Origin of the sequence: Nocardia ninae NBRC 108245 (assembly GCF_007990755.1) — a bacterium.
Classification (GTDB): domain Bacteria; phylum Actinomycetota; class Actinomycetes; order Mycobacteriales; family Mycobacteriaceae; genus Nocardia; species Nocardia ninae.
This window is the reverse complement of the sequence record NZ_BJXA01000049.1, coordinates 1-26,515: the sequence shown is the minus strand read 5'-3', so window position 1 is coordinate 26,515 and position 26,515 is coordinate 1. Positions and strand designations below refer to the sequence as shown.

At 67.4% G+C, this 26,515-nt stretch carries 27 protein-coding genes and 1 pseudogene; 7 read left to right on the top strand and 21 right to left on the bottom strand.

Translation table 11 applies throughout. From position 1 onward, the window contains the following. Genes NN4_RS28810 through NN4_RS28765 form a run of 10 tightly spaced genes read right to left on the bottom strand, consistent with a single transcriptional unit; the run spans position 1 to position 8,962 of the window. A complete protein-coding gene (locus tag NN4_RS28810) occupies positions 1–1,221 on the bottom strand; it encodes an MCE family protein (RefSeq protein WP_147138085.1) in 1,221 nt (406 codons plus the stop codon). Next, on the bottom strand, positions 1,218–2,300 hold the full coding sequence (locus NN4_RS28805; protein ID WP_147138082.1) for an MCE family protein: 1,083 nt from the start codon (positions 2,298–2,300) through the stop codon (positions 1,218–1,220). The genes NN4_RS28810 and NN4_RS28805 overlap by 4 nt, the downstream gene beginning before the upstream one ends. Then, positions 2,297–3,397: an MCE family protein gene (locus tag NN4_RS28800; RefSeq protein ID WP_147138079.1), complete on the bottom strand. Its 1,101-nt coding sequence runs from the start codon at positions 3,395–3,397 to the stop codon at positions 2,297–2,299. The genes NN4_RS28805 and NN4_RS28800 overlap by 4 nt, the downstream gene beginning before the upstream one ends. After that, a complete protein-coding gene (locus NN4_RS28795) occupies positions 3,397–4,422 on the bottom strand; it encodes an MCE family protein (protein WP_371865742.1) in 1,026 nt (341 codons plus the stop codon). Before NN4_RS28795 ends, NN4_RS28800 begins: the two co-directional genes overlap by 1 nt. Then, positions 4,419–5,441, bottom strand: a complete 1,023-nt coding sequence (locus tag NN4_RS28790) for an MCE family protein (protein ID WP_147138076.1) — start codon at positions 5,439–5,441, stop codon at positions 4,419–4,421. The genes NN4_RS28795 and NN4_RS28790 overlap by 4 nt, the downstream gene beginning before the upstream one ends. A 2-nt stretch (positions 5,442–5,443) precedes the next feature. After that, the gene (locus NN4_RS28785) at positions 5,444–6,808 is read right to left on the bottom strand and encodes an MlaD family protein (protein WP_147138072.1); all 1,365 of its coding nucleotides are present in this window, start codon (positions 6,806–6,808) and stop codon (positions 5,444–5,446) included. A gap of 8 nt (positions 6,809–6,816) precedes the next feature. Next, on the bottom strand, positions 6,817–7,680 hold the full coding sequence (locus NN4_RS28780; protein ID WP_147138069.1) for an ABC transporter permease: 864 nt from the start codon (positions 7,678–7,680) through the stop codon (positions 6,817–6,819). A gap of 1 nt (position 7,681) precedes the next feature. After that, entirely contained in the window at positions 7,682–8,536 is an 855-nt protein-coding gene (locus tag NN4_RS28775) for an MlaE family ABC transporter permease (protein WP_147138066.1), read from the bottom strand. 13 nt (positions 8,537–8,549) lie between these two features. Next, on the bottom strand, positions 8,550–8,738 hold the full coding sequence (locus NN4_RS28770) for a hypothetical protein (RefSeq protein ID WP_147138064.1): 189 nt from the start codon (positions 8,736–8,738) through the stop codon (positions 8,550–8,552). Continuing rightward, positions 8,738–8,962: a hypothetical protein gene (locus tag NN4_RS28765; RefSeq protein WP_135233531.1), complete on the bottom strand. Its 225-nt coding sequence runs from the start codon at positions 8,960–8,962 to the stop codon at positions 8,738–8,740. The genes NN4_RS28770 and NN4_RS28765 overlap by 1 nt, the downstream gene beginning before the upstream one ends. A 287-nt stretch (positions 8,963–9,249) precedes the next feature. Here NN4_RS28765 and NN4_RS28760 point away from each other — a divergent pair, with 287 nt between their 5' ends. Continuing rightward, positions 9,250–10,152 carry an oxygenase MpaB family protein gene (locus NN4_RS28760; protein WP_147138061.1) on the top strand — a complete coding sequence of 301 codons (903 nt, stop codon included), beginning with the start codon at positions 9,250–9,252 and terminating at the stop codon, positions 10,150–10,152. A gap of 75 nt (positions 10,153–10,227) precedes the next feature. On the opposite strand, the gene NN4_RS28755 is transcribed toward NN4_RS28760, so the two are convergent. Further along, the gene (locus tag NN4_RS28755; RefSeq protein ID WP_147138058.1) at positions 10,228–11,358 is read right to left on the bottom strand and encodes a serine hydrolase domain-containing protein; all 1,131 of its coding nucleotides are present in this window, start codon (positions 11,356–11,358) and stop codon (positions 10,228–10,230) included. Positions 11,359–11,490: 132 nt separating this feature from the next. Here NN4_RS28755 and NN4_RS28750 point away from each other — a divergent pair, with 132 nt between their 5' ends. The 3 genes from NN4_RS28750 (at position 11,491) to NN4_RS28740 (ending at position 14,073) form a co-directional block, all read left to right on the top strand. Then, on the top strand, positions 11,491–12,312 hold the full coding sequence (locus tag NN4_RS28750; RefSeq protein WP_147138055.1) for a carboxymuconolactone decarboxylase family protein: 822 nt from the start codon (positions 11,491–11,493) through the stop codon (positions 12,310–12,312). A 51-nt stretch (positions 12,313–12,363) separates the two neighbouring features. Continuing rightward, positions 12,364–13,059, top strand: a complete 696-nt coding sequence (locus NN4_RS28745; protein ID WP_147138052.1) for a type 1 glutamine amidotransferase domain-containing protein — start codon at positions 12,364–12,366, stop codon at positions 13,057–13,059. A 141-nt stretch (positions 13,060–13,200) separates the two neighbouring features. Further along, positions 13,201–14,073: an aldo/keto reductase gene (locus NN4_RS28740; RefSeq protein WP_147138049.1), complete on the top strand. Its 873-nt coding sequence runs from the start codon at positions 13,201–13,203 to the stop codon at positions 14,071–14,073. 49 nt (positions 14,074–14,122) lie between these two features. Here NN4_RS28740 and NN4_RS28735 read toward each other — a convergent pair whose 3' ends face one another. Continuing rightward, on the bottom strand, positions 14,123–14,311 hold the full coding sequence (locus NN4_RS28735; RefSeq protein WP_135233537.1) for a hypothetical protein: 189 nt from the start codon (positions 14,309–14,311) through the stop codon (positions 14,123–14,125). 258 nt (positions 14,312–14,569) lie between these two features. On the opposite strand from NN4_RS28735, the gene NN4_RS28730 reads away from it, so the two are divergent. Continuing rightward, positions 14,570–15,916 (top strand): helix-turn-helix domain-containing protein, encoded by a 1,347-nt coding sequence (locus tag NN4_RS28730; RefSeq protein WP_147138046.1) that lies wholly within the window; start codon positions 14,570–14,572, stop codon positions 15,914–15,916. Positions 15,917–15,991: 75 nt separating this feature from the next. Here NN4_RS28730 and NN4_RS45230 read toward each other — a convergent pair whose 3' ends face one another. The 6 genes and pseudogenes from NN4_RS45230 to mftA form a co-directional block, all read right to left on the bottom strand. Further along, on the bottom strand, positions 15,992–16,153 hold the full coding sequence (locus tag NN4_RS45230; protein WP_159080728.1) for a hypothetical protein: 162 nt from the start codon (positions 16,151–16,153) through the stop codon (positions 15,992–15,994). Positions 16,154–16,275: 122 nt separating this feature from the next. Beyond that, complete coding sequence (locus NN4_RS28725) at positions 16,276–16,494, bottom strand: MbtH family protein (RefSeq protein ID WP_107659443.1); 219 nt, start codon at positions 16,492–16,494, stop codon at positions 16,276–16,278. A gap of 730 nt (positions 16,495–17,224) precedes the next feature. Continuing rightward, on the bottom strand, positions 17,225–18,718 hold the full coding sequence (mftG, locus tag NN4_RS28720; RefSeq protein ID WP_147138043.1) for a mycofactocin dehydrogenase MftG: 1,494 nt from the start codon (positions 18,716–18,718) through the stop codon (positions 17,225–17,227). 41 nt (positions 18,719–18,759) lie between these two features. Beyond that, entirely contained in the window at positions 18,760–20,160 is a 1,401-nt protein-coding gene (gene mftF, locus NN4_RS28715) for a mycofactocin biosynthesis glycosyltransferase MftF (RefSeq protein WP_107659445.1), read from the bottom strand. 230 nt (positions 20,161–20,390) lie between these two features. Beyond that, the gene (gene mftC, locus NN4_RS28710; RefSeq protein ID WP_147138040.1) at positions 20,391–21,944 is read right to left on the bottom strand and encodes a mycofactocin radical SAM maturase; all 1,554 of its coding nucleotides are present in this window, start codon (positions 21,942–21,944) and stop codon (positions 20,391–20,393) included. Positions 21,945–21,959: 15 nt separating this feature from the next. Continuing rightward, positions 21,960–22,034 (bottom strand): annotated as a pseudogene (gene mftA, locus NN4_RS46785) (mycofactocin precursor MftA); the annotation flags it as partial. A gap of 363 nt (positions 22,035–22,397) precedes the next feature. Here mftA and mftR2 point away from each other — a divergent pair. Both mftR2 and NN4_RS28695 read left to right on the top strand, forming a co-directional pair. After that, complete coding sequence (mftR2, locus tag NN4_RS28700; RefSeq protein ID WP_107659447.1) at positions 22,398–23,021, top strand: mycofactocin system transcriptional regulator MftR2; 624 nt, start codon at positions 22,398–22,400, stop codon at positions 23,019–23,021. 62 nt (positions 23,022–23,083) lie between these two features. Continuing rightward, on the top strand, positions 23,084–24,139 hold the full coding sequence (locus tag NN4_RS28695; protein WP_147138037.1) for a ferredoxin--NADP reductase: 1,056 nt from the start codon (positions 23,084–23,086) through the stop codon (positions 24,137–24,139). Between the two features lie 6 nt (positions 24,140–24,145). On the opposite strand, the gene NN4_RS28690 is transcribed toward NN4_RS28695, so the two are convergent. The 3 genes from NN4_RS28690 to NN4_RS28680 all read right to left on the bottom strand — a co-directional run. Beyond that, positions 24,146–24,886, bottom strand: a complete 741-nt coding sequence (locus NN4_RS28690) for a DNA alkylation repair protein (protein ID WP_147138034.1) — start codon at positions 24,884–24,886, stop codon at positions 24,146–24,148. A 28-nt stretch (positions 24,887–24,914) separates the two neighbouring features. After that, on the bottom strand, positions 24,915–25,676 hold the full coding sequence (locus tag NN4_RS28685) for a glutamate racemase (protein ID WP_107659449.1): 762 nt from the start codon (positions 25,674–25,676) through the stop codon (positions 24,915–24,917). A gap of 96 nt (positions 25,677–25,772) precedes the next feature. Next, positions 25,773–26,515, bottom strand: a 743-nt coding sequence (locus NN4_RS28680) for an NAD(P)/FAD-dependent oxidoreductase (protein WP_147138031.1), incomplete at its 5' end; no start/stop codon positions are given.

Genomic DNA, 26,515 nt, shown 5'->3' with positions numbered 1-26,515 from the left:
CTATCTACCAGGTGCCGGTCGGGACAGTTCATTGCCGGTGACGCCGGGCGGCGGCCCGGCACCGTTGTCCGGCACGTTCGGTCGCGGCGCGTTCGCCGAACCACGCACCTGCAACGCCGGATTGCTCGTGACGCAGTAGTTGTAGAGCCGGACCCTGGTGTCGACGGTCTTCGTGGTCGGCACCACGGGCACGGTGTCGTAGTCACAGCTCGGCCGTGGCCATGGGTCGACCAGGGTGTGGTACGCGTTGTCATGGGCCGGAATGCCGATCGCCTCCGAACCCGTGCGCAGCGCCGGGAACAGCGCCGCGATGGCGGGGGCCCGCAGCTTGGCGGCCTTGGTGATCGCGACGAAGTTGGTGACCAGGTTGGTCATCGGATCCTCGGTGTCGCGCACGATGCCGCCGAGGGTGGCCAGCTGGCCGGGTCCGAGGTCGAGGAACTTGCGTACTTCCTGATCGGCGGCGGTCAACTGCTGGAACAGCGCGCTGGAGCCGGTGGTCAAGGTGGTCAGGTCCGGCTGCGCGTGACTGGTCGTGTCGGCGATCACCTGGAGGTTCTCGATGAGCTGCCTGGTCTGCGGCAGTAGGTCGGTCAATCCGGCCATGGCCCGGCTGATACCGGAGATCATGTTGCGCAGCCGATCCGGGCCACCCGCCAGCGCCTTGTCCAGTTCGTCCACGATGACGTTGAGCCGTCCGGGATTCATCCCGCCGATCAGTCCGCTCATGCTCGCGAACACCGACTGCATCGTCACCGGCGCCGTCGTCCTGGCGCGCTCGATCACGGAGCCGTCGGCCAGATATGGCCCGCTGTCCGCCTCCGGCCGGAAGTCGAGATACTGCTCACCCGCCGCGGAGAGCCTGCCGACGGCGACCGTGCCGCCCACCGGAATCCGTGCGGTCTTGTCGATTTCGGCGATCGCGGCGACGCCGTCGCCGGAGATGCGGACCTCCTCGACCCGGCCGACACGGGTACCGCGGAAGGTGACGTCGTTGTTCGGTGCGAGACCGCCGGAGCTCTGCAACTCGACCCGCACGGTGTACGTGCTCGGCAGCGGACTGATCCGCAGCACATAGACACCCAGATAGGACGCGCCGAGCACGAGCACCACGATCAGGCCGATATTGGCTACAGCGACCCGGTGCCAGACCAGCCATTGCCACAGGGGGATGGCAGCCGGCGAAGCCGGCGGGGTGGGTGAGCTCAGCGGCGGGTTCATCGGCCACCGCCTTGCAGCCGGCCGATGACCTTCTCGATGACCTGCGCCAGGCTGCCGATGAACGCGGGCACGTCACCGATCTCGGGTGGCCTGCTGCCCTTCGGGTCGGTCAGCGCGCCGACGCTGAGATAGGACACGGTGGCCGCCACCGCGAGCACCGGACCGTCCAGGCTGGCCGAGATCGACGGGTAGATGGCGTGCAATCCATCGAGGGCGCCCGCGAGATCGTCACCCATCTTGGTGAAGCCGGACATCAGTCGCTGGATGCTGTCGAACAAGCTGAGGAAGTCCGAGCCGGTGGTGTCGGTGAAGTCACCGAGCGCGGCCATGGTCACCGAGACCTTCGCGATGAGATCGGCGATGGCCCTGTTGTTTTCGGCGACGAGCCCGATCAGTGGCGGGAAGGTGTCCGCGGCGGCGCCCAATTCGGCTTTGCGCCTGGCCAATTCACCGGTGAGGGTATTCAATCCGGTCAGCACGCCGTCGATGTCGGCGGTGCGCCGATTGAGTGCGGTGAGCACATCGGTCATCTCGGTGATCAGATGCGACAGCTCCGGGGCGCGCCCGCCGAACATGGAGTTCATCTCGGCGGTGATCCGGGCCGCCTGGTTGAGGCCGCCGCCGTTGAGCAGCAGCGAGACCGACATCATCAGCTGTTCCACCGAGGCGCCGGTCGCGGTCTGCTCCGGGGCGATGGTGTCTCCGGGTCGCAGCAGTTCGGCACCGTCCTGTTTGGCGGGCAGCGTCATCGCGACGAACATGTCGCCGAGCGGGGTGGCCTGGCGCAGCTCGGCGGTGGTCCCCCGAGGCAGCTGGATGTCCTGGCGGATCTGCATCTCCACGTCGGCGAGGAAGTCGGTGGTGCTGATCGCGGACACCATGCCGATATCGGAGCCACCGATCTTGACGTGCGCGTTGGCTGGCAGATTCAGTGCGTCCCGGAACACCGCGTGCAGGGTGTAGCCGGGACCGCCGATGCCCGGTTTCGGCAGCGGCACGTTGTCCACCGTCACCGCGCAGCCCGAGGTCGCGCCGATCGCCACGGCGACGCACAGCGTGGTCAGTGCCCGCGCCCTCATTTGGTCAGTCCGAGCAGCGCGGCGGTGAGCCCGAAGTCCGGGCCGAAATCCTGGATCTTGCCGGTCCGGCAACCATCCAGGCGCATCTGCACCCGTTCGCAGAACACCGACAGGGCCTCGCCGTCTAGCACCGCCTTGTCCAGCAGGCCGTGCAAGCGCAGCGCCTGATGCTCGCGGCTGGTCGCGTTGGCGAGGTTCTGGAAGAACAGCGGCGTCACGTCGGCGATCTCGGTGACCGCCCGCGCGTTGGCCCGCATCTGCCCGGTGAGGGCGGTGAATCGGTTGAGCGCGCCGAGCAATTGCTCGCGGTTGGTGCCCACCACGGTCGAGGTGTTGGTGACGAAGTCGTTGAGCTGGGTCAGCACCGCCTGCAAGCCCGGCGCCTGCTCGCCCATCAGCTGCACCATCTCGGTGAGCCTGCCGCTGAAATCCCGCACCGTCTGGTCGTTCTCGGCGATGATCTGGGTGATCTCATTGAGTTTCACGATGGTGTTGGAGATCTGGTCGCCGTTGGCCAGGCTCACCTCGAAGGCCGAGGACATGGCGTCGAGCGTCTCGCGGAGCTTGTCGCCGTTGCCGTCGAGCAGCGGGAAGAGCACCCGGCTCGCCATTGGCCCGGACTCGTTGTCGCCCTTCAGTGCTCGGCCCAGTTGGTCGAAATTCTCCAGGATCCGATCGAGTTCCACCGGGGTGCGCGTGTGCTCGAGCGGGATGTGCGCGCCGTCGGCCAGCACCGGGCCGGTGCCTTCGTAGGCGGGCGCGAGCTCGACGTGCCGGTTGGTGATCAGCTGCGGTGACACCAGCGCGGCGATCGCGTCGGCGGGCACCTTGACGTCCTTGTCGATGGACATGGTCACCTCGACGTAGCTGCCCCTGGCGGTCACGGTGTCGACCCGGCCCACCGGGACCCCGAGGATCGCGACATCGTTGCCCGCGTACAGGCCGGCGACGTTCTCGAAATCGGCGCTGATCCGCAGACGTTCGCCGAGGTACTGGTCCGGCAGCCCGCTCAGGCTGTCCGGCAGCAGCGAACACCCGGACGCCACCGCGGCGACCCAGCACAACACGGCGGTTTTGCGGAAAGTACCTATCTTCATCAGTTGCACCCCTGTACCGCACCGGCGAAACACAACCAGTTGTCCGGGAAAATCCACGGCGCCCACACGTCGCCGTAGGGTCCGTTGCCGAGCGCATTGTTGAACTGCCGCAAGGCAACCGGCATGATCTCGTAGAGCGAGTCGAGGTTTTCCCGGTTCTTCTCCAGACCCTCGGACATGGTGTTCAGGCTCTGGATCATCGGCCCGAGTTGATCGTTGTTCTCCAGGCCCATCTCCTGCAGCAGCCGGGAGAGCTCGGCGACGTTGTCCAGCAACGACTTCAGCATGTTCTGCCGCACCGCGACGGCGTTACCGATGGCCTCGCCGCGGGTGAGCAGCAGCAGCACGCTGTTGCGGTTGTCCGACACCAGCTGCGAGACCTGATCCATGCTCTTCAGCAGCACGTCGACCTCGTCGCGGCGGTCGTTGATCACCTTGGCCAGCGCGCCGATGCTGTTCAACGCCTCGACGGTGAGCTGCGGCGAGTCACCCATCTGCCTGCTGAGCAAGTCGAGCGACTGGCGCAGCTTGGCCGGATCGATCCGCTCGATCCGCTCGAACGACGACTTGTACACCGGATCACGGATGACCTTGCTGAGGTTGTACGGCACCGACGTGTTCGCCAGCGCAATTCGGTTGCCCGGCAACCCTTTTCCATTGCCCGGCACCAGCTCGACGTGCAGCTTGCCGAGGATCGTCGTCATCTTGATGGCCGCGTGCGCGTCCGGGCCGAGCCGCAGATCCCGGCGCACCCGCAGGTCGACCAGCACCTTCGCGCCGTCGAGCCGCACCGCGCGCACCGAGCCGACCTCGATGCCGGACACATCCACCGACGCACCCGCCCGCAGCCCGGCCGCCTGGGCGAACTCCGCCTGAATGGTCTTGTCCCCCAACCGGGCCTGGGACAGCACACTGGAGCCGACCAGCAGCAGCACCACCGAACCCGCCGCGAGCAGCCCGAGCCACAGCAGCCGGTTCCGCGGCAGCCGGACGCGCCCGATCAGCGATCGCGCTCGTGTCATCATCGGCAGACCTCCGATTGTGAATCCCCGCCGACCTGTGAGAAGAGCCCCGGCGGCAGCAGCACACCCCACAGCGAGACATCGAGACGACAGATATAGGCATTGCCGTAGGCGCCATAGCTGGTGAATCTGGCGATGCCGTTGAGCAGGCTCGGCAGCTCGACGGCCGCCTGGTCCAGCGAGGCGCCGTTGAGCAGCAGCAGTGCCACACCGCTCGTCGCATCGTCTTGCGCCCGAGCAATATTCGGCTTCACCTGAGCGATCAGCCGCGCCAGCGAGTCGGTCGAGGTGGCCACCTGATCGACCGACCCCTTCAACGACTCGCCTTGCGCGTAGAGCGACTCGACCAGCGAACGCGCCTGGGTGATCAGCGTTTCCAGTTCCCCGCTGCGATGGGCGAGCCCGGCGATGACACTGCTCAGGTTGCCGATCACGTCGCCGAGAATCTGGTCCCGCTGCCCGAAGGTGCCGGCCAGCTCGGCGGCCTGGGTGATCAACGCGCTCAGCGAGACATTGTTGCCCTGCAAAGCCTGGATCAGCGTCTCCGACAGCGAATTGATCTGATCCGGTTGCAGCACACTGAACAACGGCTCGAACCCGGACAGCAGCGCGGACACGTCGAACGACGGCTCGGTGCGCTCGAGCGGTATCGCCGCACCCGCCGCCAGCGTTTGTCCGCCGCCCGCGCCGGGCACCAGCGCGATATAGCGCTGCCCGATCAGGTTCTGGTAGCGCACCATGGCCTTGGTGGTGGTGGTCAACCGCTGCTTGCGCTGGATCCGGAACTCGATGCGGGCCCGGTAGTCGCCGTCGAAGTCGATCTCGTCCACCCGGCCGACCCGCACCCCCGCCATCCGGATGTCGTCGCCGACCCGCAGGCCGAGCACATCGGAGAACGTCGCGGAGTAGGAGTCGGTGTCGCCGGTCACCGAGCGTTGCAGGGTGGACCAGATCGTATACGTCAGCACGATCGCGACCACGGCGAAGAGGCTGAAACCGGCCAGGGCTTTACCTGATTTCATGATCAGCTACCGCCCTTGTCCGCCGGGGTGACCGAGCCGCCTGCCAGCAGCGGCGACAGCAGCAGATACTGCGCCGCGGTCGGCTTGCCGCCGACGATCGCCGCGACGGCGTCCGGGCCGCGTAAGCCATTGGGCCCTGCGGTATTCGGTGCCGGATCTTTCGCCGCGGCCGGTGCCGTCAGCCCGGGAATCATCGGAATGCCCGGGATACTCGGCAGCTTGGGCACGACCGGCGCAGGGCCCGCGGCATCCAGCCACTGCGGTGCCAGCTGTTGCGGAAACTCCTGGGGCGGCGCGACTTCCGGTACCGAGGCACCGCCGCAGCGTGGCCCGGCCATGCTGCCGTACCGCGGGCAATCCGCGGCGGTGTACTGCTGAAACGGCGTGAAGGACACGTCCATCTTCCAGATCATCTGGCGACTCGGCCCGAAACCGAACACCGAGCGCAATTTCTGCAGGGACACATTGAGATTGGCCGCCGTCTGCTGCAGGGCATCCGGATCCTCGGCCAGGCTGCCGAACAGCTCGCCGACACCGGAGACCACCTCCTTGCCCGCATCGGGGTTACGCGCGAACAGCGAATTCACCGAGTCGACGGCCCCGTTGGCGTTGGTGAGCAGCGCGACGAGCTTGTCCCGCCGCTCCGTGAGAGTGCGCGCGGTGGTCACCGACTCCGACAGCACACCGACCAGCTCGGGCGCTGACGTGCTCAGCGCGGTCGCGGCCCGGCCCAGATCGCCGAGCAGGTTGCCGATCCCGGGGATGGCGTGCACCTGGGTGAGCCAGGTGTCGAGCCGCTCGATGGTGGAGCCCGGTACCCGTGCGGCCGGGTCGAGGGCGTCGGCGAGGGTGGCGAGCACCCGGCCCAGCTTCTCCGGCTGGATGTGATCGAGCACGTCGCGCAGCACGCTGAGCGTGGTCTGCAATTGGACGGTGCCCTCGCTGGTGTCCTCGGGAATCTCCGCCCCCGCACGCAACGTCTCCCGGGTCGGTCCGTTGTCGACGAGCTCGATCGCCGTTACACCGAAGATGTTGTTGGGGATGACCCTGGCCGTGACGGCAGCCGGGATCAGCGCCGCCACAGCGGGTTTCAGGTTCAACTCGGCGCGCTGCCGTTCCCCCTTCGCGACGACCTGCACATCGGCCACCGAGCCGACGATCATGCCGCGAAACTTCACGTCGGCGTTCTCGGGCAACCCGTCACCGGTGCTGGTGAGCACGGCGACCACGCCGACGTTGTCCTCGAAGCGGCCGGTATAGCGCAGACCGAGCAGGTACAGCAACAGCAGCAGCACCGCCGTGAGCGCGATGCCCGCGAGGGACAGCTGCCGCGGGCTCGGCCCACGGCCACTGGGATCGATGATCATCGCGGCCCCTATCCCGAGATCCGGATGCCGGGGTCGATGCCCCAGATCGCCAGCGTGAGAAACAGATTCGCGAACACCATGACGACGATCACCATCTTGATCGCGCGCCCGGCCGCCTGGCCGACGCCTTCCGGACCACCGGTGGCGACATAGCCGTAGTAGCACTGCAGGAATGTCGAGATCAGCACGAACACCATCACTTTGAGCACCGAGAAGAAGACGTCGGCACCGTTGAGGAATTGGAAGAAGTAGTGGTCGTAGGTGCCCGCCGAGGTGCCGCCGAGGAACAGCACCGACAGCTTGGTCATCAGGTACGCCACCGCCAGCCCCACGCTGTAGAGCGGGACGATGGTCAGCGTCGCCGCGATCATCCTGGTTGTGATCAAGTACGGGAGCGGGCGGATGGCAATGGATTCCAGCGCGTCGATCTCCTCGGAGATCCGCATCGCGCCCAACTGCGCGGTGAATCGGCAGCCCGCCTGGATGGCGAAGGCCAGCGTCGCCAGGATCGGGCCGATCTCGCGGGTGGTGGCGAACCCGGAGATGGCACCGGTCAGCGGGTTCATGGTCAGCAGGTTCAGCGCGGTGTAGGACTCCATGCCGACGGTGATCCCGCCGAACCCGCACAGGATGATGACGACGCCGACGGTGCCGCCGCCGACGACCAGCGAGCCGTTGCCCCAGCCGACGTCCGCGGTGAGCCGCAGCACCTCTTTGCGATAGTGCTTGAGCGTGAACGGAATTGCCGCGATCGCCGCGACGAAGGTGATGGCCTGATGGCCGAGGCGCCGGTTGGCGCGCATCGGTCCGCGCGCGAACTCGCCGACCACCCGGAACGGCTGCAACGCCGGCGGCGTATAGCGCGAACCCATCTCAGATCACCTTTGCCGGGAACAGCGTGTTGTACACCTGGGTGATGATGATGTTGGTGGCGAACAGCATCAGCGCCGAGTTGACCACCGCCGCGTTCACCGAGTTGGCGACGCCGCCGGGTCCGCCCCTGGTGTGCAGGCCGATGTCGCAGGCGATGATCGCGGTGAGCGCGCCGAAGATGGCGGCCTTCAGCAAGGCGACGATCATGTCGTTCGCCACGGCGAAGGAGGCGAAGCTGCTGATGAACGAGCCCGGGGTGCCGCCCTGGGCATACACGTTGAACAGATAGCCGGTCGCGAAGCCGACGAAGACCACGAAGCCGCACAGCAGCATGCTCACCAGCACCGCCGCCGCGAGCCGCGGCGCGACCAGCCTGCGGATCGGATCGACGCCCATCACCTTCATGGCGTCGATCTCCTCCCTGATCGTGCGGGAACCGAGATCGGCGCAGATGGCCGAGCCGACCGCACCGGCGATCATCAGCGAGGTGACCAGCGGCGCGCCCTGGCGAATAATGCCGAGCCCGCTGACGGCACCGATGAAGGTGGTCGCGCCGACCTGACTCACCAGGGCGCCGATCTGAATCGAGACCACCACCGCGACCGGTATCGCGACGAACACCGTCGGCGCCGCCGACACGCTGGACATGAACGCGCACTGTTTGATGAATTCCTGGAACGGAAACCGGCGCGTGAGCAGTGCGCGGAACATCTCCAGGACGGCGTCGCGACCTAGAGTCACCTGCCTGCCCAGCGTCTCCAGTGACCGCTGGGGGTGTCGCTGCCACAGACCCTTGAGGTCGTCGACGGCTTGCTCGAGATCGGTGCGGCCCGGCGGCCGTTGGGTGCTGGTCATCGATCGCTGCCTCTCACGCGGTACCGCTCAACTGCCGCTGCAGCAGCACGAGCAGCAAGCCCAGGACGGCAGCGCCGACCACGACGGCGCTCAGCACGACCAACCACAACCCGAACCGCAGCACCGGATTGACCCGCGTGTGCCCCGCGAGCACCTTCACCCCGATCACCAGGACGTCGATCAACCAGACCAGGATCATCATCAGGTCATGCACACATTCGAGAAGGTGAGCACGGGCCAGCACACGATCGAACCCAGGAACGAGACGACCACGTCGATGCCGTGCATACCGCGCAGGTGGCTGGTGTGGGTCAGCGTCCAGACCACGCCGATCAGGCCGTACGGGATGCCGAGGATGATCAGCGTCCCCAGGAACTCCGAGACCTTCATCTCGTAGCTGAATATCCGATCCAGCCTCTTGAGCATGCGTGTCCTTTCGCGTGCCGGTCGACGTGACCGGCCGCCCACGGCAGGACCCACAAGGGATCCACCGTTGGATCCGTGCCGGACGCCACACGGTCCGGTATGGGCCCGTATGTTACGCACGATTCCGGACTTAACGGAAGACTTTGGCGTAGATTCATTGCGGTACACGCAAGACTTTCCCCATGCAGTACAACCCGTTGACGCGCCGAGCCCGCGCGGATTAAGTTATCAACAGTTCACAGGTTGTTACACCACGCGGAGTCGATTCCGGACCCGAAAGGACTCCCATGACCGCCGCTCACTCCTCCGAACACGCCGCCGTCCCGCTGTCCGAGGAACGCACTCGGATCCGGATCGGCGCCACGCACCGGCCGACCACCAAGCGGGCGATCAAACTCTCCGACGCGCTGGATTTCTGGTCCTTCGCGGGCGCCGCGGCCAATGTCGTGATGCAGCTGGCGCGCCCGGGTGTGGGGTACGGCGTCGCGGAGAGCAAGGTCGAATCCGGCTCGCTGATGCACCATCCGTGGAAGCGGGCCCGCACGACGACGCAGTATCTGGCGGTCGCCATTCTCGGCACCGAAGACGAGCGCCTCGCCTACCGGGAGGCGGTGAACGTCGCGCACCGACAAGTACATTCGGCGCCGGGCGCGCCGGTGAAGTACAACGCGTTCGACCGGAATCTCCAATTGTGGGTCGCCGCTTGCCTGTACATCGGCTTCGAGGACACCTACCAACTGCTACAAGGCCGGATGAGCGACGAGCAGGCCGAGGCGTTCTATGTGTCCTCGTCGACGCTCGGCACCACCCTGCAGGTGACCGAGGACATGTGGCCCGCCACCCGCGCGGACTTCGATCGGTACTGGAGCGAGGCCTGCGAGCAGGTCGCCATCGACGAGTACGTGCGCGCCTATCTGAACGATCTGCTGGAGCTGCGGATGATCCACTGGTATCTGCGGCTGCCGTTCCGAAACCTGTTGAAGTTCCTCACGATCGGCTTCCTCGCGCCGATCTTCCGCGAACAGCTCCAGGTGCCATGGACGGCCACCGATCAGCGGCGCTTCGAGCATCTGTTCGTGTTCGTCGCCTTCGTGAACCGATTCATCCCGCGCTTCCTCCGGCACGGCGGCACCTACACGTTGCTCGCGGACGTGCGGCGTCGAATCCTCAAGCAGCGCAACCTCATCTGAGGCTCGCCCAGCACATGACTCCGCCGTCCGAGCGAACAGCCCGGACGGCGGAGACCCCTCGATCCGCACAAACGATTACGGGCAGAGCGCGTGGCCGAGCAGGCCGACCAGATCCGGCATCGCATCCGGATCCTTGGTGAACGTATAGGTCACCGCACGCCCCTCCGTTGTCGCACCGGACAGGCTGACGAACCCGTATATCCCGCCCGAGTGCCCCAAATACTCAGCGCCGCACGACAGTTTGAGGCTGCCCAAGCCGAGTCCATAGTGCATCTGAGTTTCCGCGTCCATCAGCACGCCGTCGCGCATCTCGCGCAGCTGGACCTCGGGGACCACCCGACCGGCGGCCAGCGCCGAATAGAAGCGATTCAAGTCGGCACCCGTCGAGACCAGCCCCCCGGCCGCCCAGGGCACCGACGGTTCGATGCGCGACACATCGGTCATCTTGCCGTCCACTACCCCATAGCCTTTGGGGTGCGGACTGCGGATCTCGTGATCACCCGCCGCGGGCAGATACGTGTCGGCCAGCCCCTGCGGCTGCAATATGCGCCGGTTCAGCTCGTCGACATACGGTGCGCCGGTGACCTTTTCGATGAGCATGGCCGCGACGTAATAGTTGGTGTTGTTGTATTCATATCGGGCCCCCGGCGCGAAGTCGGCGGGCCGCTGTAGCGCGATCGCCATACCTTCGGCCGGTGTCATGATGCGGTTCTCCAATGCCGCGCGATACTCGTCGACCCGCGGATCCGCGGCCACCTCCGGTAGCCCGCTCTGATGACGCAGGATCTGGCGCACGGTGATCACCCGCCCATCGATCCCCTCCCCACGCAGCAGCCCGGGCAGATACGTGTCGACCGGCTCGTCCAGCCGCACCTTGTCCTCCGCGACGAGCTGCAAAACGATCGCGCTGACAAAGGTTTTCGCGATACTGCCCACCCTGACGTGCTGGGCGGGCTCGGTAGGAATCTTTGCGCCGGTGTCGATATCGGCGACACCGCTGGTGAGCACCACCGTCTTGCCGTTATCGGTGACGGTGGCGATCGCCCCGGTGACCCCCGACGCGACGATGCTGTCGATATCGGCCTGTACGGCGCGAATCTTGTTGTCCGGCACCGCACCGGACGCGTTCTCGGGCTTCGACTCCGACGTACACCCGGCAAGCAGGGCAACCGCGGAGATGGCGACGATGATCGGTGCACAGCGCATGCCTGAACGCTAAGGATCGGACGGCCGCACCCACATCGGGGACAGACCCCGATATTCCCCCCGATCTCACCTCCCCTACAAGGATGAGTCAGCACTTGCGTTGGAGCGCACTCCAACTTTTACAGTCGTCGCATGACCAGCGTTCAGCACTCCACCAGCACAAACGATCGTTACGACCGCGGCATCGCGCTGCTCAGGCAGATCAGCGGACAGGAGCACCCCGCCGTGCTGGACAGCCTGGCCGACATCGCGCCCGATCTGGGCCGCATCACTGTGGAGTTCGGTTACGGCGACATTCTCTCGCGTCCGGGGCTGACCCTGCGGCAGCGGGAGCTGGCCACGGTGGGTGCGCTGGCCGCGCTGGGCAACGCGGCGCCGCAGCTGCGGTTCCACATCGACGGCGCGCTGAATGTCGGCTGCACCCGCACGGAGATCGTCGAGGTCATCATCCACGCGAGCGTCTACGCGGGCTTTCCGGCCGCGCTGAACGGCCTGACCGTCGCCGAGGAGGTATTCGCCGCACGGACCGATCTGCCTGCCGAGCCCGCCGTTGCCGCCGCACCGGAGGGTGACCGGTTCGAGCGCGGTTCGACCGCCCTGACCGCGATCGACGGGGCAGCGGGCGAACAGGTCATCGCCGCCCTGCAAGACATCGCCCCGGACTTCGCCCGCCTACTTGTCGAGTTCGCCTTCGGCGACATCTACTCCCGCCCCGGGCTCGACCTGAAGACCCGTGAGCTGGTGACGGTGGCCATGTGCACCGCACTCGGTGTCGCGCCGCAACTCGCGGTGCACATCCATGGCCTGCTCAATGTCGGCGGTACCGAAGCGGAGGTCGTCGAGGTGCTGATCCAGATGGTGGGCTACGTCGGATTCCCCGCCGCGCTCAACGGAATCGCGGTGGCGCGCACGGTCTTCGCCGAGCGGACGAGCGATCAGAATTCCGATGTCTGATATCGGCGTTCCCATTGGCCAGTCTACGGTGACGCTCGTACTGTCGACGGTATGGCGAAAATACTGTTCGTACTGACCGGTGCCGACACCTGGACCCTTGCCGACGGCACCCCGCACCCGACCGGCTTCTGGGCCGAGGAGTTCGCCGTGCCGTACGAGGCGGCCAAGGCGGCGGGCCACGAGATCGTCGTCGCCACCCCCGGCGGCGTCGTGCCGCCGGTCGACCAGGGGAGCCTGGCGCCCGAGTTCAACGGCGGCCAGGAGGGTGCCGACAAACGGGCCCAGGTGCTCGCGGCGAGTGCGGAACTGAAGCACCCCGTCAAGTTGTCCGAAGTAGACCTCGCCGACTACGCCGCCGTCTTCTACCCCGGCGGCCACGGTCCGATGGAGGATCTCGCGGTGAACGCCGAGTCGGGCGAACTCCTCACCGCCACCTTGGCATCCGGCAAACCGCTCGCGGTGGTGTGCCACGGCCCTGCCGCGCTGCTCGCCGCCGTCGACACCGACGGCGCCAACCCCTTCGCGGGCTACCGGCTCACCGGGTTCACCAACGAGGAGGAGCGCCAGGGCGGCCTGGCCGACAAGGCCAAGTGGCTGCTGCAGGATCGGCTCGTCGAACTGGGCGCGGATTTCCGCGAGGGCGAGCCGTGGGCGCCGCAGGTCGTGGTCGACCGTAACCTGATCACCGGGCAGAACCCGGCCTCGTCCGCGGCGGTGGCGCAGGAACTGCTGCGGGCGCTCGGCTGACGTTTCGCTGCTCGCGAAACGACCCCGCACGGGGAATCGCCGGGGCGGTGCCGACGTTGCTGCCAGTAGCGACGTCGCCGTGCCGACGTCTCACCGGCTCGCCCGCTCTCGCGCAATTCCCCTTCGGAAGGAACCGAACCCATGAGCACCAACCTGCACGCGCGGCCCGCCGCGGCATCCGGCACCTTCGCGCTCGGCGGTGACCTACCCATCCACCGGCTCGGCTACGGGGCCATGCAGCTGACCGGCCCCGGTGTCTGGGGTGACCCCAAGGATCCCGACGAGGCGATCCGGGTGCTGCGACGGGTCGTCGAGCTCGGCGTCACCTTCATCGACACGGCCGACTCCTACGGCCCGTTCGTCAGCGAACAGCTCATCCGTAAGGCTTTGCACCCCTACGCCGATGACCTGGTGATCGCCACCAAGGGCGGGCTGACCCGGAGCGGCCCCGGCGACTGGCGTCCGGTCGGCAGGCCCGAATACCTGCGCCAGCAGACCGAATTGAGCCTGCGCAACCTCGGCGTCGAGCAGATCGATCTCTACCAGTTGCACCGCATCGACCCGCAGGTGCCGCTGGCCGACCAGCTCGGCGAGCTGGTCCTGCTCCAGCAGGAGGGCAAGATTCGCCACATCGGCGTCTCCCAGGTGAGCGTCGAGGAGCTGCGGCAGGCCCGCGAGATCGCCACCATCGTCTCGGTGCAGAACCTGTACAACCTGGCCAACCGCGCCGACGAGGATGTGCTCGAGTACGCCGAGCAGGAGAACATCGCGTTCATCCCGTGGTTCCCCATCGCCACCGGCGAACTCGCCAGGCCGGGCGGCCCGCTCGACGCGATCGCCAAGGAAAACGGCGCGACCCCCGCCCAGCTGGCGCTCGCCTGGCTGCTGCGCCGCTCGCCGGTGGTGCTGCCGATTCCGGGCACCTCCAGCATCGCGCACCTCGAGGAGAACACCGACGCCGCGCGCATCACGCTGACCGACAAGGAGTTCGAGGCGCTGTCCGCGGCCGCCTGACTCCACCCCGACCCAAGGCGGGCCCGGCTTCGGCCGGGCCCGCCTTGCTTCACTTCTCGGCCGCCCGACGGTAACAGCAGGCCGCGGCGGCGAGGTATTGGCGACAGCGGGCACCGTGGCCGCCGTGCACGGTGAGGATGAACCGCGCTCGTTCGTAGCTGAGGTCCACCGGATCCTGTGCGCAGTCGCGACTCTGCACCAGCCACAATTCCCGCACATCCGAGTGCAATACGTCCATAGTTCACCCCTGCGTAAACGTCAGTGCACCCGGCACCGAAAGGCGCCCCCGGAATCACGCGCGACACGGATGGATCGGGCCGTGTCGGGACCATGCGGCGGATTCTGGAATGCCGGCGCCCCGGTACGGGTTTGGGCAGAACCCCGGCGCCGGGTGCAGATTCAGCGTGCACGTTGCGATTCGGTGGATAACAGTCCCGAATGCGGTAAATGCGGGTAGTTTCCGTTTGTATCAGCCTGGTGCGAGGAAGCGGGACCTATGGTTGAGATCGACTGGACGGGCGAGGATGTCCGTGCGCTTCGCGCCGCGATGCGGCGAAGTCGGTACGAATTCGCGCGTCTGGTGGGCGTCACCCCGCGCACCGTCGTCTTGTGGGAAAACGGCCGGACAACCCGGATGCATGCCGCAAGCCAACGTCTGCTCGACCGGGTCGTGTCAGAAGCCGATCCGGTCGTCGTCGCACGATTCGAGCGGGCCGTCACCGCGGGCCGGGGGGCCGGCTTCGGCATCGAAGCCGCCGACTCGGCGCCCGATACGGAAACCCAGCTCGGTAGGGACATCGGGCTCGACAAGGAAGTCGAGGATGACGACGTGAGAAGGCGAGAGTTATTGGCCTGCATCGGGGTCGGCCTGACCGGCAAGGCCGCCGACCTGGTTGCGGCCGAACCGGAGAAAATGCTGGCCACCCTGGACGCCGGGTCGATCAGCGAACGACGGCTCGGCCTGCTGGAACAGTCGGCCGAGGCGCTCGGCAAACGAGTGGTTCAGGTGCCGCCGCACGAGCTGCTACACACCACCCTCGAGCAATTCCGTACCGTCCGTGGCACTCTCGCGCAGCGCCAGGCCACCCACCATCAGGTCCGGCTGGTGCGCACCGCGGGCAGGCTGGCCAACGTCGTCGGCGAAATCCTGTTCAACGAAGGACATTTCGGGCAAGCGCGACTCTGGTACGGCACCGCGATCCACGCCGCGCAAGACATCGGTGATCGTTATTCCGAAGATATCGCGCTGGCCGGTCTCGCATATTTACCGACGTATAGTGACAAGCCGAAGGAAGTCTTGAACTTGCTCGGCGGCCGCCTCGAAGAAAATCCGGCGCACGGCCCGGCGGCGGCCTGGCTGTGGGGAATGGCGGCCCGCGCCCATGCCAGCCTCGGAAATGCCGTCCAGTTTGTCCGGTGTATCGAGAAATCCGGTCGCGCATTGGAAAATGTTGGCCAAGAAGAGCTTACGGTAGGCATCTTTTCGTACCGCCCGGAGAAACTGGCCTTCTATCAGGCGATCGGCTACTCCAATCTCGGCCGTGCCGCCGAAACCGCAAAGGCCGCGGCCCATGCACTCGCCCTCTACGACCCGCAGGAAACAATGGAGCCCGCCCTCGTCCGGTTCGAGCATGCCACCGCGTTGCTGAGCGCAGGCGAGATCGATGAAGCGTGTTCCGTTGCGACACAAGCGATCACCGGCAACAACACCTATATCGGGCTGACCGTCACCAAGCGTGCCGGGAAGTTCGATACCGCGCTCACCGACTTTCGCGGGCGCGCGGTCACCGAGTGGCGCCAGCAGGCCCGCTCGATCATCGAGTCGGCGCGCACGAAGGCATAGCCGACCGCCGTTCGCGGCCCGCGCACCACTCGATCCACTTCTCGGCGCGGACCGCCGCCGGGCGCCGGTGCGGCGCTAGGACTTCGCGGCGTCCTGCGGACGGCGGCGGTGCATGATCGCATCCAGCCAGCCGCTGATCTGTTGGGTCTGCGCGGGAGTCGGGCGACCGGCCTCCCAGCGATGGGCCGCTTCGATCAACGTCTCCGGCAGGCTGGGGGTGAACCGTTGATTCGTCATACGTCCATGATGCACTGGGGCGCAGCGAAGTACGAGTAGGGGGCGGGGCGCGCCGGTCTGCAGGGGGGATGTTGACCGGCGCTCCCCGCCTATACGGGTGGTTTCGGGGGTTCGGTGGGCGCTCAGGAACTTTCGTTGGCCGAGGCCTCGATGAGTGATTTGGGACGCATATCGAGCCAGTGTGTTTCGACGTAGTGCAGACAGGCTTTACGGGCGGCGGCACCGTAGGCGATGGTCCAGCCGCCTGGGACGGCGGCGAAGATCGGCCAGAGGGAGTGCTCGCCGTCGTCGTTGATCAGTACGTAGAACTGGGCGCCATCGTCGTCGAAAGGGTTGTTCATCGGGTTTCCTTTTTCCTGGTTGGGTCAGGTTTGGGGGGTCTGTGCGGTGCCGATACACCGAAGTGGGCATGCGATTCGGGCTGTGCGCGCCGCGTGCGGGCGCAGCTGCCGACGGCGTTGCACCCGGCAGCGCACGGCGCGGGTGTCGGGTTACGCGAAATATGGTGTGGCCGAACTCACGACGGCGGTGGCGGTGCGAGACCTCGGTGGCAACCCCGACGGCGGATGCGCCGTGCGGATCGGGGGCGGGGTGAGCGCGGTGCACCGGAATCCCCGTCGGTGCCGGACCTTCCCTGTGTCCGGCACCGACGAAGTCTGTAGTGACCGGTCGGCCGTCGATGATCGCGAGCTGCGGATCGAACTCGGTCACGCCCTCCACCAGGGTACTGGCGCACACCGACAAGTCGGGCGATTCGACACCGATTGCCGGAATTCGGGCGGGGCGAGCGATCTTCCAGCGCACCGGGCCGCCGCTGAGCGAGCTGTACCCCCGACAGATACAGCTCACTCGGCGCTGCGGTCTGTGGAGGCGCCGGGGCCGCGCGCTGAACCCGCACAACTCCGTATGGTGCACCAGAGGCTGCCCATATGGCGAAACGATGGCGGTCGACAACGTTCCTCCATCTTCACTGCCGCTGCGCAACGCGCCCGGCTGCCAGCTACCTCGCACGGAAGTGACTCGTGCATTGCGAACATTAGGCGTTGGATCAATAAGCTGGACGATTTTCCGTTAAAGACTTTGTGACGTTCGACCGCCGCCGGACCGGCGAAGATCTTCGGCGAGGTGTTCCGCGATCAGCACCGCCGTGGCCTGCGGGCCGCGGCTCAGCGGCACCGGGACGACGGAGAGATCGGCCACCGTCAAGCCGGCTACGCCGTGCACCCGGCCGGACTCGTCCACAACCGCGCGCCCGTCGCCGGCCGGACCCATCCGGCAGGTCCCGGAGAGATGTTGCGAGGTACCCAGATTCGCGTGCAACCACGCCGCCGCGGCCGCCGGTTGCTGCGGCATCAGTGCGGTGCACGGCGTCGCCGACATCTCGTGCAGCACCGCCGTGGCGGTCCCGACGGCGGCGCGCAGCCTGGCCCGATCGTGCTCAGCCGAGAGATACCGATGCTCGATCACCGGCGGTACCGCGGGATCGGCCGACCGCAGCCGCAGCACCCCCGCGGAACTCGGTCGCATGAGCGCGATGCCGAGGCGCTGTGCGCCGGGCGTGAAAGCGACCGTGTACGGCCGGATCTCGAGGTCGTCCAGCTCCAGCACGTACTCCAGCGGGACGGTGGCCCGCCCGGCCCGCCCCGGCCGGTATTCGAGACCGATCTCGGGATGGTCGGTGAACCAGGCGCCGACGGGTGCGGCGTGCACGACCGGGATATCGAGTGCCCGCAGCTGTTCGGGGTCGCCGATCCCCGAACGCAGCAGCAGCGCGGCGGATTCGATCGCGCCGGCGCTGAGCACGATGCGGTCCGCCCAGAGGGTGTCGGCCCGCCCGTCGTGCCATACGTCGACGCCGACCGCGCGGGTGCCGTGAAAGCGCAGGCGCAGCACCGACGTAGCGGCCTGCACGGTGAGGTTCGGTCTGCCCAGCGCGGGCAGGAGGTAGGCGGACGCGGTGCTGACCCGCTTGCCGTCGTCGGTACTGCACGGCACCCGGCCGAGCCCATCGGTGGCACCCGCCGGTGCGTTCAGATCGGATATCTCCGGAAACCCCAGTGCCACACAGGCAGTGGCGAAGCGCTCGCTGAGCGGTACCGGGTTCTTGTTGCGGTGCACCGGGATAGGCCCGGACCGGCCGTGCCAGGGCTGATCGCCGAAGTCGAGGTCACGCTCCGAGCGGCGGTATGCGGGCAGCACCGTGTCGAACGACCAGGCCGTCGACGACCCGAGCACCCGGCTCCATGCCGCGAAGTCCGCCGCGGTGGCCCGCACGAAGTAACTGCCGTTGACCGCACCCGATCCACCGAAGACCTTGCCGCGCACAATGTTTCCCGGCACCGCCGCGCCGTCGTCGGCGAGCATGACCGGGTAACGCCACAACCATGCCGCGTCCGCGTCGATCGGCAGGCGGGTGGCATCGAGCAGCGCCGCGGGAAAACCCTCCGGCGCGATCCCGATCGAGCCGGCCTCGACCAGCCGGACGGTGTGCTCCGGGTCCGCGCTCAGCCGCGCCGCGAGCACACAGCCCGCGGTACCGCCGCCGACGATGAGCGTGTCGGTCATCCGAGCCCTGTCCGATCAGTGTGTCCGCGCCCGATCGGCGATCAGTGCGACGGCGCAGTGGGTTTCAGCGACTCCGGGCTGCGCGCACGGAAGGCGCCCACCCACAGCCCGGTGCCGTAGGCGATGTCGTCGAGCCGCTTGTAGGCCACGTACCGCACCGGATCGAGGCCACCGGCGTCGCGATGGGTGAACCAGTCCGCGAGACCGTCCGCGACCGCCATGGTGATCGCGATGCGCCGAATCCGCTTCGACGCCAGCATCGCCAGCAGTGTCACCGGCCAGTAGTGCCTGCACATCGCCGAGGCCAGCCGCCACAGGCCGGCGAAGAAACCACGGGACAGGTAGATCGCGGCGATCCGGGTCGGGTTGTCCAGTTCCGCGAAGACCCGGCGTAGTCGGACCAGCGCCGTGAGCAAGGTGAGCAGCCCGCCGATCAGTCCCCACTTCGACAGCGTGGCGAACAGGAACGCCGCCACCATCGTCCAGGAGGGCAGCGACAGTGGCGAGACCATACCCGGGTGGCGCTCACCCAACGGCGCTGCGCCCGTGCCGTAGAACATCTTTCGGCCGAACCAGGCCCGGAAGGACACCCGGTGGTCGTGCGCGACGTGGGCGGCGGGCTCATAGCGCAGCCGCCAGCCGGCCTGCTCGAGCCGCCAGCACAGATCGACGTCCTCGGCGACCAGCATCGACTCGTCGAAGCCGTCCTGGGCCAGCAGTGCCCGGCGGCGCGCCAGCAGCGCGGCGCTCGGCACGTAGGAGATCAGGCCGTGCGACTGCACCGCGGCCTCACGCCGGCCCAGATCCAACGAGGAGCGGGTGTGCTCGTAGCGGGCGAGGGCATTGGACTCCGGGTCCAGCGCGACGATCCTGGGGGCGACCAGCGCCACCTCCGGATCGCTGAAGTGCCCGAGCATCACCTCCAGCCAGCCGCTGCGCGGCACCACATCGGAGTCGAGGAACGCGACGAAGTCGGTTGTCGCGGCCTTCAATCCGGCATTGCGCGCGGCGGCGGGCCCTTGCTTCTCGTCGTGGCGCAGCACGGTCACCCGGCAGCGGGTGCCCCGATCGCGCGGGATCTGCACCGGCTGGTCCGAGCCGTCGTCGACCACGATGACGTTGTGCCCGCGCAGCGCGGCGAGCAGCCTGGCGAGTCCGTCGGCGTTGTTGTGCAGCGGCACGATGACGGTGACGTCCTCGGGGGACGGCAGCAGGCGGGGACGCGGGTTGGCGACCCCGGAGTCGAGCAGCCGTCTGGCAACGGTCGCGGACTTCGGGCCGGTCACCTCGAGGTACCCGTCGCCGATCATCTCGGCGGCCTCCGGGGCAAGTCGCAGCAACCGAGCGGGCGAACCGCCGATCAGTACCCGGCCTCCGGAGTATGCGCGTACCCGTGGATCAATCCGCACCCCGAATCCGTCGGGCAGGCGATCATGGCGCATTCCTGGCATGCTAGGCGGAGATTCGCGCGCGAGCATCATCAGTCCGGTTAAAAGGACAGAATTCCGCATCAAACAGGGTCGTTCGGCCCCCTGACACGTGTTGCGACAGACGACGAAGCGCCGAGCTGCGTCCGAATCCAGCATCCGGCAACGCAACGGCAATCGGCCGGTCGCGACCGGAAGCCGCCCGCCGCGCAGCGGGCAGCATCCGATTGGCTACTCCCATGATCTCAGGCGAGCGGGTTCTCGTCGCAGGCCCGCGCGGGTCGGCGTTCAGGTGGAAATACGCTCGGGCGCGTCACGGACAGCGTCAACGGCACCGGCCCGGATTTGCGCGCACCGGTCCGCGGCGTCACCCGCCGGGAGTGGTCGACCGACGAGCGCGGGATCATCCGCGCGGGGTCGGCCAGCGCCGCCTCGCCGTAGCCCTGGACGCACTCCGGGTCGGGTCCGTCGGCAGGCAGACCGGTGAAGAACTTGGCCGCCATGCAGCCGCCGCGGCACGAGTCGTAGTGGCTGCACGACGCGCAGGCGCCGCCGCCGCTCGGCTCACGGAGTTCGGCGAACAGCGCCGAGTCGTGCCAGACCGTGCGAAAACCGCCGTCCGACACCACATTTCCGGCATGGAACCGATCGTGGATGGCGAACGGGCAGGCGTACACGTCACCGAGCGGGTCGACCAGGCAGACCACCCGGCCCGCGCCGCACATGTTCAAACCGGGCAGCGCCTCGCCGAACGCGGACAGGTGGAAGAACGAGTCGCCGGTGAGCACGCCCTCGCCGTTGCGCACCAGCCAGTCGTAGAGCACCCGCTGCTGCTCCTGGGTCGGATGCAGGTCGTCCCATACGTCCGCGCCGCGGCCGGACGGACGCAGCCGGGTCAAACGCAAGGTGGCGCCGTACTTTTCGGCGATCGCCCGGAATTCGTCGAGCTGACCGATGTTGTGCCTGGTCGCCACGACCGACAGCTTGGCGTCCCGGAAGCCCGCTGCCGCAAGGTTTTCCAGCGCGCGGATGGCCATGTCGTAGGAACCGGGCCCGCGCACGGCATCGTTCACCGCCGCGTCGGCACCGTCCAGCGAAATCTGTACGTCGACATAGTCACTCGCGGCCAGCCGGGCAGCGACCTCCGGGGTGATCCGAACTCCATTGGTGGAGAACTTCACTCCGACATGGTGTGCCGTCGCGTAATCGACCAGCTCCCAGAAGTCCGGGCGCACCGTCGGTTCGCCGCCGCCGATGTTCACGTAGAAGATCTGCATGCGCTCGAACTCGTCGATCAGCGCCTTGCACTGCTCGGTGCTCAGCTCCCGGGGATCGCGGCGGCCGGACGAGGACAGGCAGTGCACGCAGGACAGGTTGCAAGCGTAGGTCAGCTCCCAGGTGAGGCAAATCGGTGCGGCCAGGCCGGTTTCGAACCGATCTACCAGCCGCACCGCCGTGTCGGACGGCGGGACCACCCCCGCCGTCGACGATGCCGGAGCCCTGCTCACGGCGGCGGGCGCCACCGGGGCATCGGCGGGCGCACCGACGATCATGTCGGAATCGACCAGCTGTGTCAGGGCTTTCACGTACTGCGCGGCATTCGCGTCGGTGACGCCCGCCGCCCGCATGGCCGTGCGGGCAGTGCCGTGCTCCGGCAGCGACCGCACGATCTCGACGATCCGCGGGCTCTTCAGGAAGGAGAGCTTGCGGGTGCCGAAGTGGTAGAGCAGCGCGCCGAACGGTTCCGGCCGCAAGGCCACCCTCGGATGCAGCTGCCATCGGGTATCGAGATCGAGCATGGTCGCCACTCCCTGTCAGTAAACGCCGCACATACCGTCGATGGACACCTCTTCGATGAGGGTCTCCTCGACCAGCGGTGCGGTGTCCTCGTGTGCCTCGACGGTGCCGACCGGTCCCGAGTGGTCGGTGTCGGCGTGTCCGTTCGATCCGAATTCCGGCATGTCTACCTCCGAGCGAGCGATCCGTGACCGCGGCCACCGATGTAGCCGCCGTCACACGATAACGTCATTCGCTGACAAAATGGAACAGGTTCTTCTTATCGACTTCGGTGTGACCGGGATGCCCGGCGCGTGTTCGGGCCTGGTCGGGCCCGACGCCGATGCTCATCGCCGAGGGCCGTCCCGCCCACCCGGGTCCGGTGGACGCGCATAGACTTCGGGTGGGAAGTAGCTGAACAGGACGGACGGGCGAATCGCGCCCGCGGTGGTAGAGGTGGCATGGGAGTCGGACGAATGCAGGCGAGCGGAGGCGGCAATACCCTGTCGGAGTCCGAGATCGTCGAGGCGGCGCTGCGCGTGGTGCGCGAGGACGGTGTGGAGAAGTTGTCGATGCGGCGACTCTCCCGCGAACTCGGTGTCTCGCCGATGGCGCCGTACTACTACGTCGCCGACAAACGTGAACTGCTCGACCTGGTCGCCACCGCCGCGCTGACCGGAGTACGCACGCCACCACCGGAATCGGGCCCGTGGCAACACCGGCTGCGCGATCTCATCGACCAGATCGACGACAAGCTGCGCAAGCACCCCGGCCTCGGCGATGTGCTGATCGAGCAGATGCTCGGCAAACAGCTGGATCTGATCGCGGCGATCATGGAGATCTTGCTCGAGGCCGGCTTCACCGACCGCAATGTGCTCGCCGCGTACGCGACCATCCACACCTACCTGTTCGGCCGCAGCCGGGTGAACCCGCGCGATCGCGCGCCACTGTCGGACGTCGCACTGCCCGACGCGGTCGAGCGTGCCACCAAATACATGGCGGACCTGCGCGGCAAGTACGCCTACGACTTCGGCATGGAGGTGCTGATCGCCGGTCTGGAGGCTCAGCTTGTCCGGCAACCGAAGTCCGACGTACGATAAAACTGCAACACGTTCTAGTTTTGGCGCTGTGCAGCGCCCTTGCCAGGTTCGAGAGGGACGACATGACCACAGTCGAGGTTCCACACGGCTCGCGTTCGGTCGTACTGCGGGTAGCCGCGGTGATCACCGAGACGACCGATACCTGTTCGCTGGTCTTCGACGTTCCGGACGAACTGGCCGATCGCTTCCGCTATCAGCCCGGCCAGTTCCTCACGCTGCGCATCCCCAGTGAGCTGACCGGTTCGGTGGCCCGCTGCTACTCGCTGGCCAGCTCACCGTACACCGACGATCGGCCGAAGGTCACCGTCAAACGTACCGTCGAAGGCTATGGTTCGAACTGGCTGTGCGACAACGTCAAAGCGGGCGACTCGCTCGAAGTGCTGCCGCCCTCAGGGGTTTTCACGCCCAAGGATCTCGACGCCGACCTGCTGCTGTTCGGCGCGGGCAGCGGCATCACGCCGGTGATGTCGATCCTGAAGTCGGCGCTCGCCAGGGGCAGCGGCCGAATCGTGTTGGTGTACGCCAATCGCGACCACGACGCGGTGATCTTCGCCGACGAGCTGCGCGAGCTCGCGGACAAACATCCGCAGCGGCTCACCGTGATCCACTGGCTCGAACACCTACAGGGGCTGCCGACCACCGAGGGACTGGCCGCCCTGGTCACCCCGTACCAAGGCTACGAGGCGTTCATGTGCGGGCCCAAGCCGTTCATGGATCGAGTGCACGACGCGCTCGCTCAGCTCGGCGTGCCGCGCTCGCGCACGCATGCCGAGGTGTTCAATTCCCTTGCCGGCGACCCGTTCGCGGACCAGGCGCCGGTCGCGGTGTCCGACGAGGAAGCCGCCGGTGCGGCGACGGTCGAGGTGGAACTCGACGGCGAGGTGCACGAGCTGAAGTGGCCGCGCAAGCAGACGCTGGTGGACATCATGCTGGCCAAGGGCCTCGATGTGCCGTATTCCTGCCAGGAAGGCGAATGCGGCTCGTGCGCGTGCACCGTGCTCGAGGGCGCGGTGGAGATGGACAACGCCGAGATCCTCGACCCGGAGGACATCGAGAACGGTTACATCCTCGGCTGCCAGGCACATCCGGTGACGGATCACCTCAAGATCCAGTTCTGACGCCCGCTACTGCGCGCGATAGTGCGCGCGCAGTTCCGCGTCGAGGTGTTCGGTGGCGTAACTCAGTGCGGTACGACCCAATTCGGCCGCGTGCTGGTCGAGGAAGCCGATCAGCAGCCGCTGATCGATGCGCTTGCCGACCTCGCGCAGCATCCAGCCGAGCGCCTTCTGGATGAGGTCGCGCCGGTCATTCAGCAGACGCTCGGCCAGCTCGAATGTGGTTGTGGCGTCGCCGGTTTTGATGAACGCGAAGGTGGACAGCAGGGCAACCCGACGCTCCCACAGCGAATCCGCCCCGGCCAGATCGAACAGCAAGTCGCGGGGTTTGTCCGCGAGCCATGGGCCGATGATGTTCTCGGCGGACACGTCGACCAGGTCCCAGTTGTTCACCCGGCCGCGGCGCACGGCAGCCAGATAAAGCCGCACCATCTCGGCGCGCGCCGCGTCATCGAAGGTCTTCGGCTTGGAGGCCTTGGCGAACCTGGCATTGAGGATGACCAGCCCGGCCAGCCGATCCTCGTGCACGGGACTGTCCAGCAGCACGTCGATCTCGTCGAGCGACAGTGCCGCAAAGCGTTTCGCGATGCCGCGGGTGACCGGTACGCGGACGCCGACGAAGACGTCGCCCTCGCCGTACTCCCCCGGCCCGGTCTTGAAGAACCGCTGCAGATGGATCGCGTCCGCGGGATTGGCGACGGCGACCAGCGCCGCCTGCACGTCCGCGGCGGTCGGCGCGACCTCGGTCATCGCGCGAATCTCCTTCGGGCGCAGCGGTTCACCCCTGGGCACCCAGGATTCTGCCGGATTCGAAGCTGGCCGCACTGGCGGGCAGCGCACCGGGCCGTCCGCTGTTGCGCACGATCACCGCACCGTTGCCGGGCGTGGGGCGGCCGAGCGCGTCCATCCGCCGGATGGTCTGCGCGGCAACGGCTTGCGCGCTGTCGAAGAGCCGGACCCCGTCGGGCAGGGCGGCGACGATGGAGTCGATCACCAGCGGGTAGTGGGTACAGCCGAGGACTACGCCTTCGACGTCATCGGGGGTCTGCTCGACGGCGCGGGCGATGGATTCGCGGGCCGCGACCAAGTCACCCCGGTCGATCGAGTCCGCGAGACCGTGACAGGCCACACCGACCACATCGGCGTCGCCGCCGAACTTGGCGATCAGATCCGCCTGGTACCGGCTCGCGGTGGTCGCGGCGGTGGCCCAGACCGCCACCGAGCGGCAGACCGCGGCCGCAGGCTTGATCGCGGGCACGGTGCCGATGACCGGCACATCCGGCCCGACCTCCACCCTTACATGCTCCAACGCGGTGACGCTGGCGGTATTGCACGGAATCACGATCACTTCGGCGCCCAGCCCGATCGAGGTCCGCGCGGTCTCGACCACACGGTCGATCGTCCACTGCTCGGGTTTCGGTCCCCACGGTGCGCCGTCGGGGTCCAATTGCAGCAGCAGATCCACGTCCGGCCGCAGCTTGCGCAGCCAAGCGGATGTGGGCAGCAGCCCGAGACCCGAATCGATGAGCGCGACGATCACAGAGACAACCGTATTACAGTGCCCGACCGGGTCCCGCGCGGCAGCGGCTCGATCGGTCGTCGGGCGGCGCTTCCGGCGCCGGGTGCGCGGCCGAACTCAGCTGGGGGTGAGCAGTTCCGACACCGGTGCGCCTGCGGCGATCTTGGCTCTGGTCTTCATCACCTGGGCCGTCATGCCCGCGCCGACGACGCCGGTGAGCTTGCCGTCCTGCGCGTAGTAGGCGAGGAATTTGCGGCCGTCGTCGACGACGAGATGCACCTCGTCGGTGGCCGTCGGCGTGCCGAGGGCCTGGATCTTCACCTCGTACTGATCGCTCCAGAAGTACGGGACCCTGGCCGCGGTCGGCGGGGCGGCGCCGAGCATCGCGCAGGCCACCAGGCGGGCTTGTTCGCCCGCATTTGTCCAGTGTTCGACCCGCTTACGGTGGCCGGTGTCGTGCAGCCAGGCCGCGACGTCACCGACTGCCCAGACGCCGTCGGCCGAGGTGCGGCCCACGTCGTCGGCCAGTACCCCGCCGCCCGCCGCCGGATCGGCGAGGGCGATGCCGGAGTCGGTGAGCCATTCGGTCACCGGGCGCGAGCCGATACCGATCACCACCAGATCGGCGGCGACCTCGGAGCCGTCGGCGAGGATCGCGCCGCGCACCCGGCCGTCGTCGGCGAGCAGCGTGTCCAGTCCGGTGCCGCAGCGCAGGTCGACGCCTTCGTCGCGGTGCAGCCTGGCCACCAGCGCGCCGACCTGTTCGCCGAGGACCGAGGCGAGCGGGGTCGGTTGCGGCTCGACCAGCACCACCGCGATGCCGCGGCTGCGGAAGCTGGCCGCGAGCTCGCAGCCGATGA

Coding starts and splice junctions, on each gene's coding strand:
- NN4_RS28755 (WP_147138058.1), bottom strand. CDS start 11,358: ATGCGCTGTGCACCGATCATCGTCGCCATCTCCGCGGTTGCCCTGCTT.
- NN4_RS28760 (WP_147138061.1), top strand. CDS start 9,250: ATGACCGCCGCTCACTCCTCCGAACACGCCGCCGTCCCGCTGTCCGAG.
- NN4_RS28800 (WP_147138079.1), bottom strand. CDS start 3,397: ATGAAGATAGGTACTTTCCGCAAAACCGCCGTGTTGTGCTGGGTCGCC.
- mftF (WP_107659445.1), bottom strand. CDS start 20,160: ATGCGCCATGATCGCCTGCCCGACGGATTCGGGGTGCGGATTGATCCA.
- NN4_RS45230 (WP_159080728.1), bottom strand. CDS start 16,153: ATGACGAATCAACGGTTCACCCCCAGCCTGCCGGAGACGTTGATCGAA.
- NN4_RS28730 (WP_147138046.1), top strand. CDS start 14,570: ATGGTTGAGATCGACTGGACGGGCGAGGATGTCCGTGCGCTTCGCGCC.
- NN4_RS28795 (WP_371865742.1), bottom strand. CDS start 4,422: ATGATGACACGAGCGCGATCGCTGATCGGGCGCGTCCGGCTGCCGCGG.
- NN4_RS28780 (WP_147138069.1), bottom strand. CDS start 7,680: ATGGGTTCGCGCTATACGCCGCCGGCGTTGCAGCCGTTCCGGGTGGTC.
- NN4_RS28740 (WP_147138049.1), top strand. CDS start 13,201: ATGAGCACCAACCTGCACGCGCGGCCCGCCGCGGCATCCGGCACCTTC.
- NN4_RS28785 (WP_147138072.1), bottom strand. CDS start 6,808: ATGATCATCGATCCCAGTGGCCGTGGGCCGAGCCCGCGGCAGCTGTCC.
- NN4_RS28695 (WP_147138037.1), top strand. CDS start 23,084: ATGACCACAGTCGAGGTTCCACACGGCTCGCGTTCGGTCGTACTGCGG.
- NN4_RS28805 (WP_147138082.1), bottom strand. CDS start 2,300: ATGAGGGCGCGGGCACTGACCACGCTGTGCGTCGCCGTGGCGATCGGC.
- NN4_RS28750 (WP_147138055.1), top strand. CDS start 11,491: ATGACCAGCGTTCAGCACTCCACCAGCACAAACGATCGTTACGACCGC.
- NN4_RS28765 (WP_135233531.1), bottom strand. CDS start 8,962: ATGCTCAAGAGGCTGGATCGGATATTCAGCTACGAGATGAAGGTCTCG.
- NN4_RS28745 (WP_147138052.1), top strand. CDS start 12,364: ATGGCGAAAATACTGTTCGTACTGACCGGTGCCGACACCTGGACCCTT.
- NN4_RS28690 (WP_147138034.1), bottom strand. CDS start 24,886: ATGACCGAGGTCGCGCCGACCGCCGCGGACGTGCAGGCGGCGCTGGTC.
- NN4_RS28810 (WP_147138085.1), bottom strand. CDS start 1,221: ATGAACCCGCCGCTGAGCTCACCCACCCCGCCGGCTTCGCCGGCTGCC.
- mftG (WP_147138043.1), bottom strand. CDS start 18,718: ATGACCGACACGCTCATCGTCGGCGGCGGTACCGCGGGCTGTGTGCTC.
- NN4_RS28770 (WP_147138064.1), bottom strand. CDS start 8,738: ATGATGATCCTGGTCTGGTTGATCGACGTCCTGGTGATCGGGGTGAAG.
- NN4_RS28735 (WP_135233537.1), bottom strand. CDS start 14,311: ATGGACGTATTGCACTCGGATGTGCGGGAATTGTGGCTGGTGCAGAGT.
- NN4_RS28790 (WP_147138076.1), bottom strand. CDS start 5,441: ATGAAATCAGGTAAAGCCCTGGCCGGTTTCAGCCTCTTCGCCGTGGTC.
- NN4_RS28725 (WP_107659443.1), bottom strand. CDS start 16,494: ATGAACAACCCTTTCGACGACGATGGCGCCCAGTTCTACGTACTGATC.
- mftC (WP_147138040.1), bottom strand. CDS start 21,944: ATGCTCGATCTCGATACCCGATGGCAGCTGCATCCGAGGGTGGCCTTG.
- mftR2 (WP_107659447.1), top strand. CDS start 22,398: ATGCAGGCGAGCGGAGGCGGCAATACCCTGTCGGAGTCCGAGATCGTC.
- NN4_RS28775 (WP_147138066.1), bottom strand. CDS start 8,536: ATGACCAGCACCCAACGGCCGCCGGGCCGCACCGATCTCGAGCAAGCC.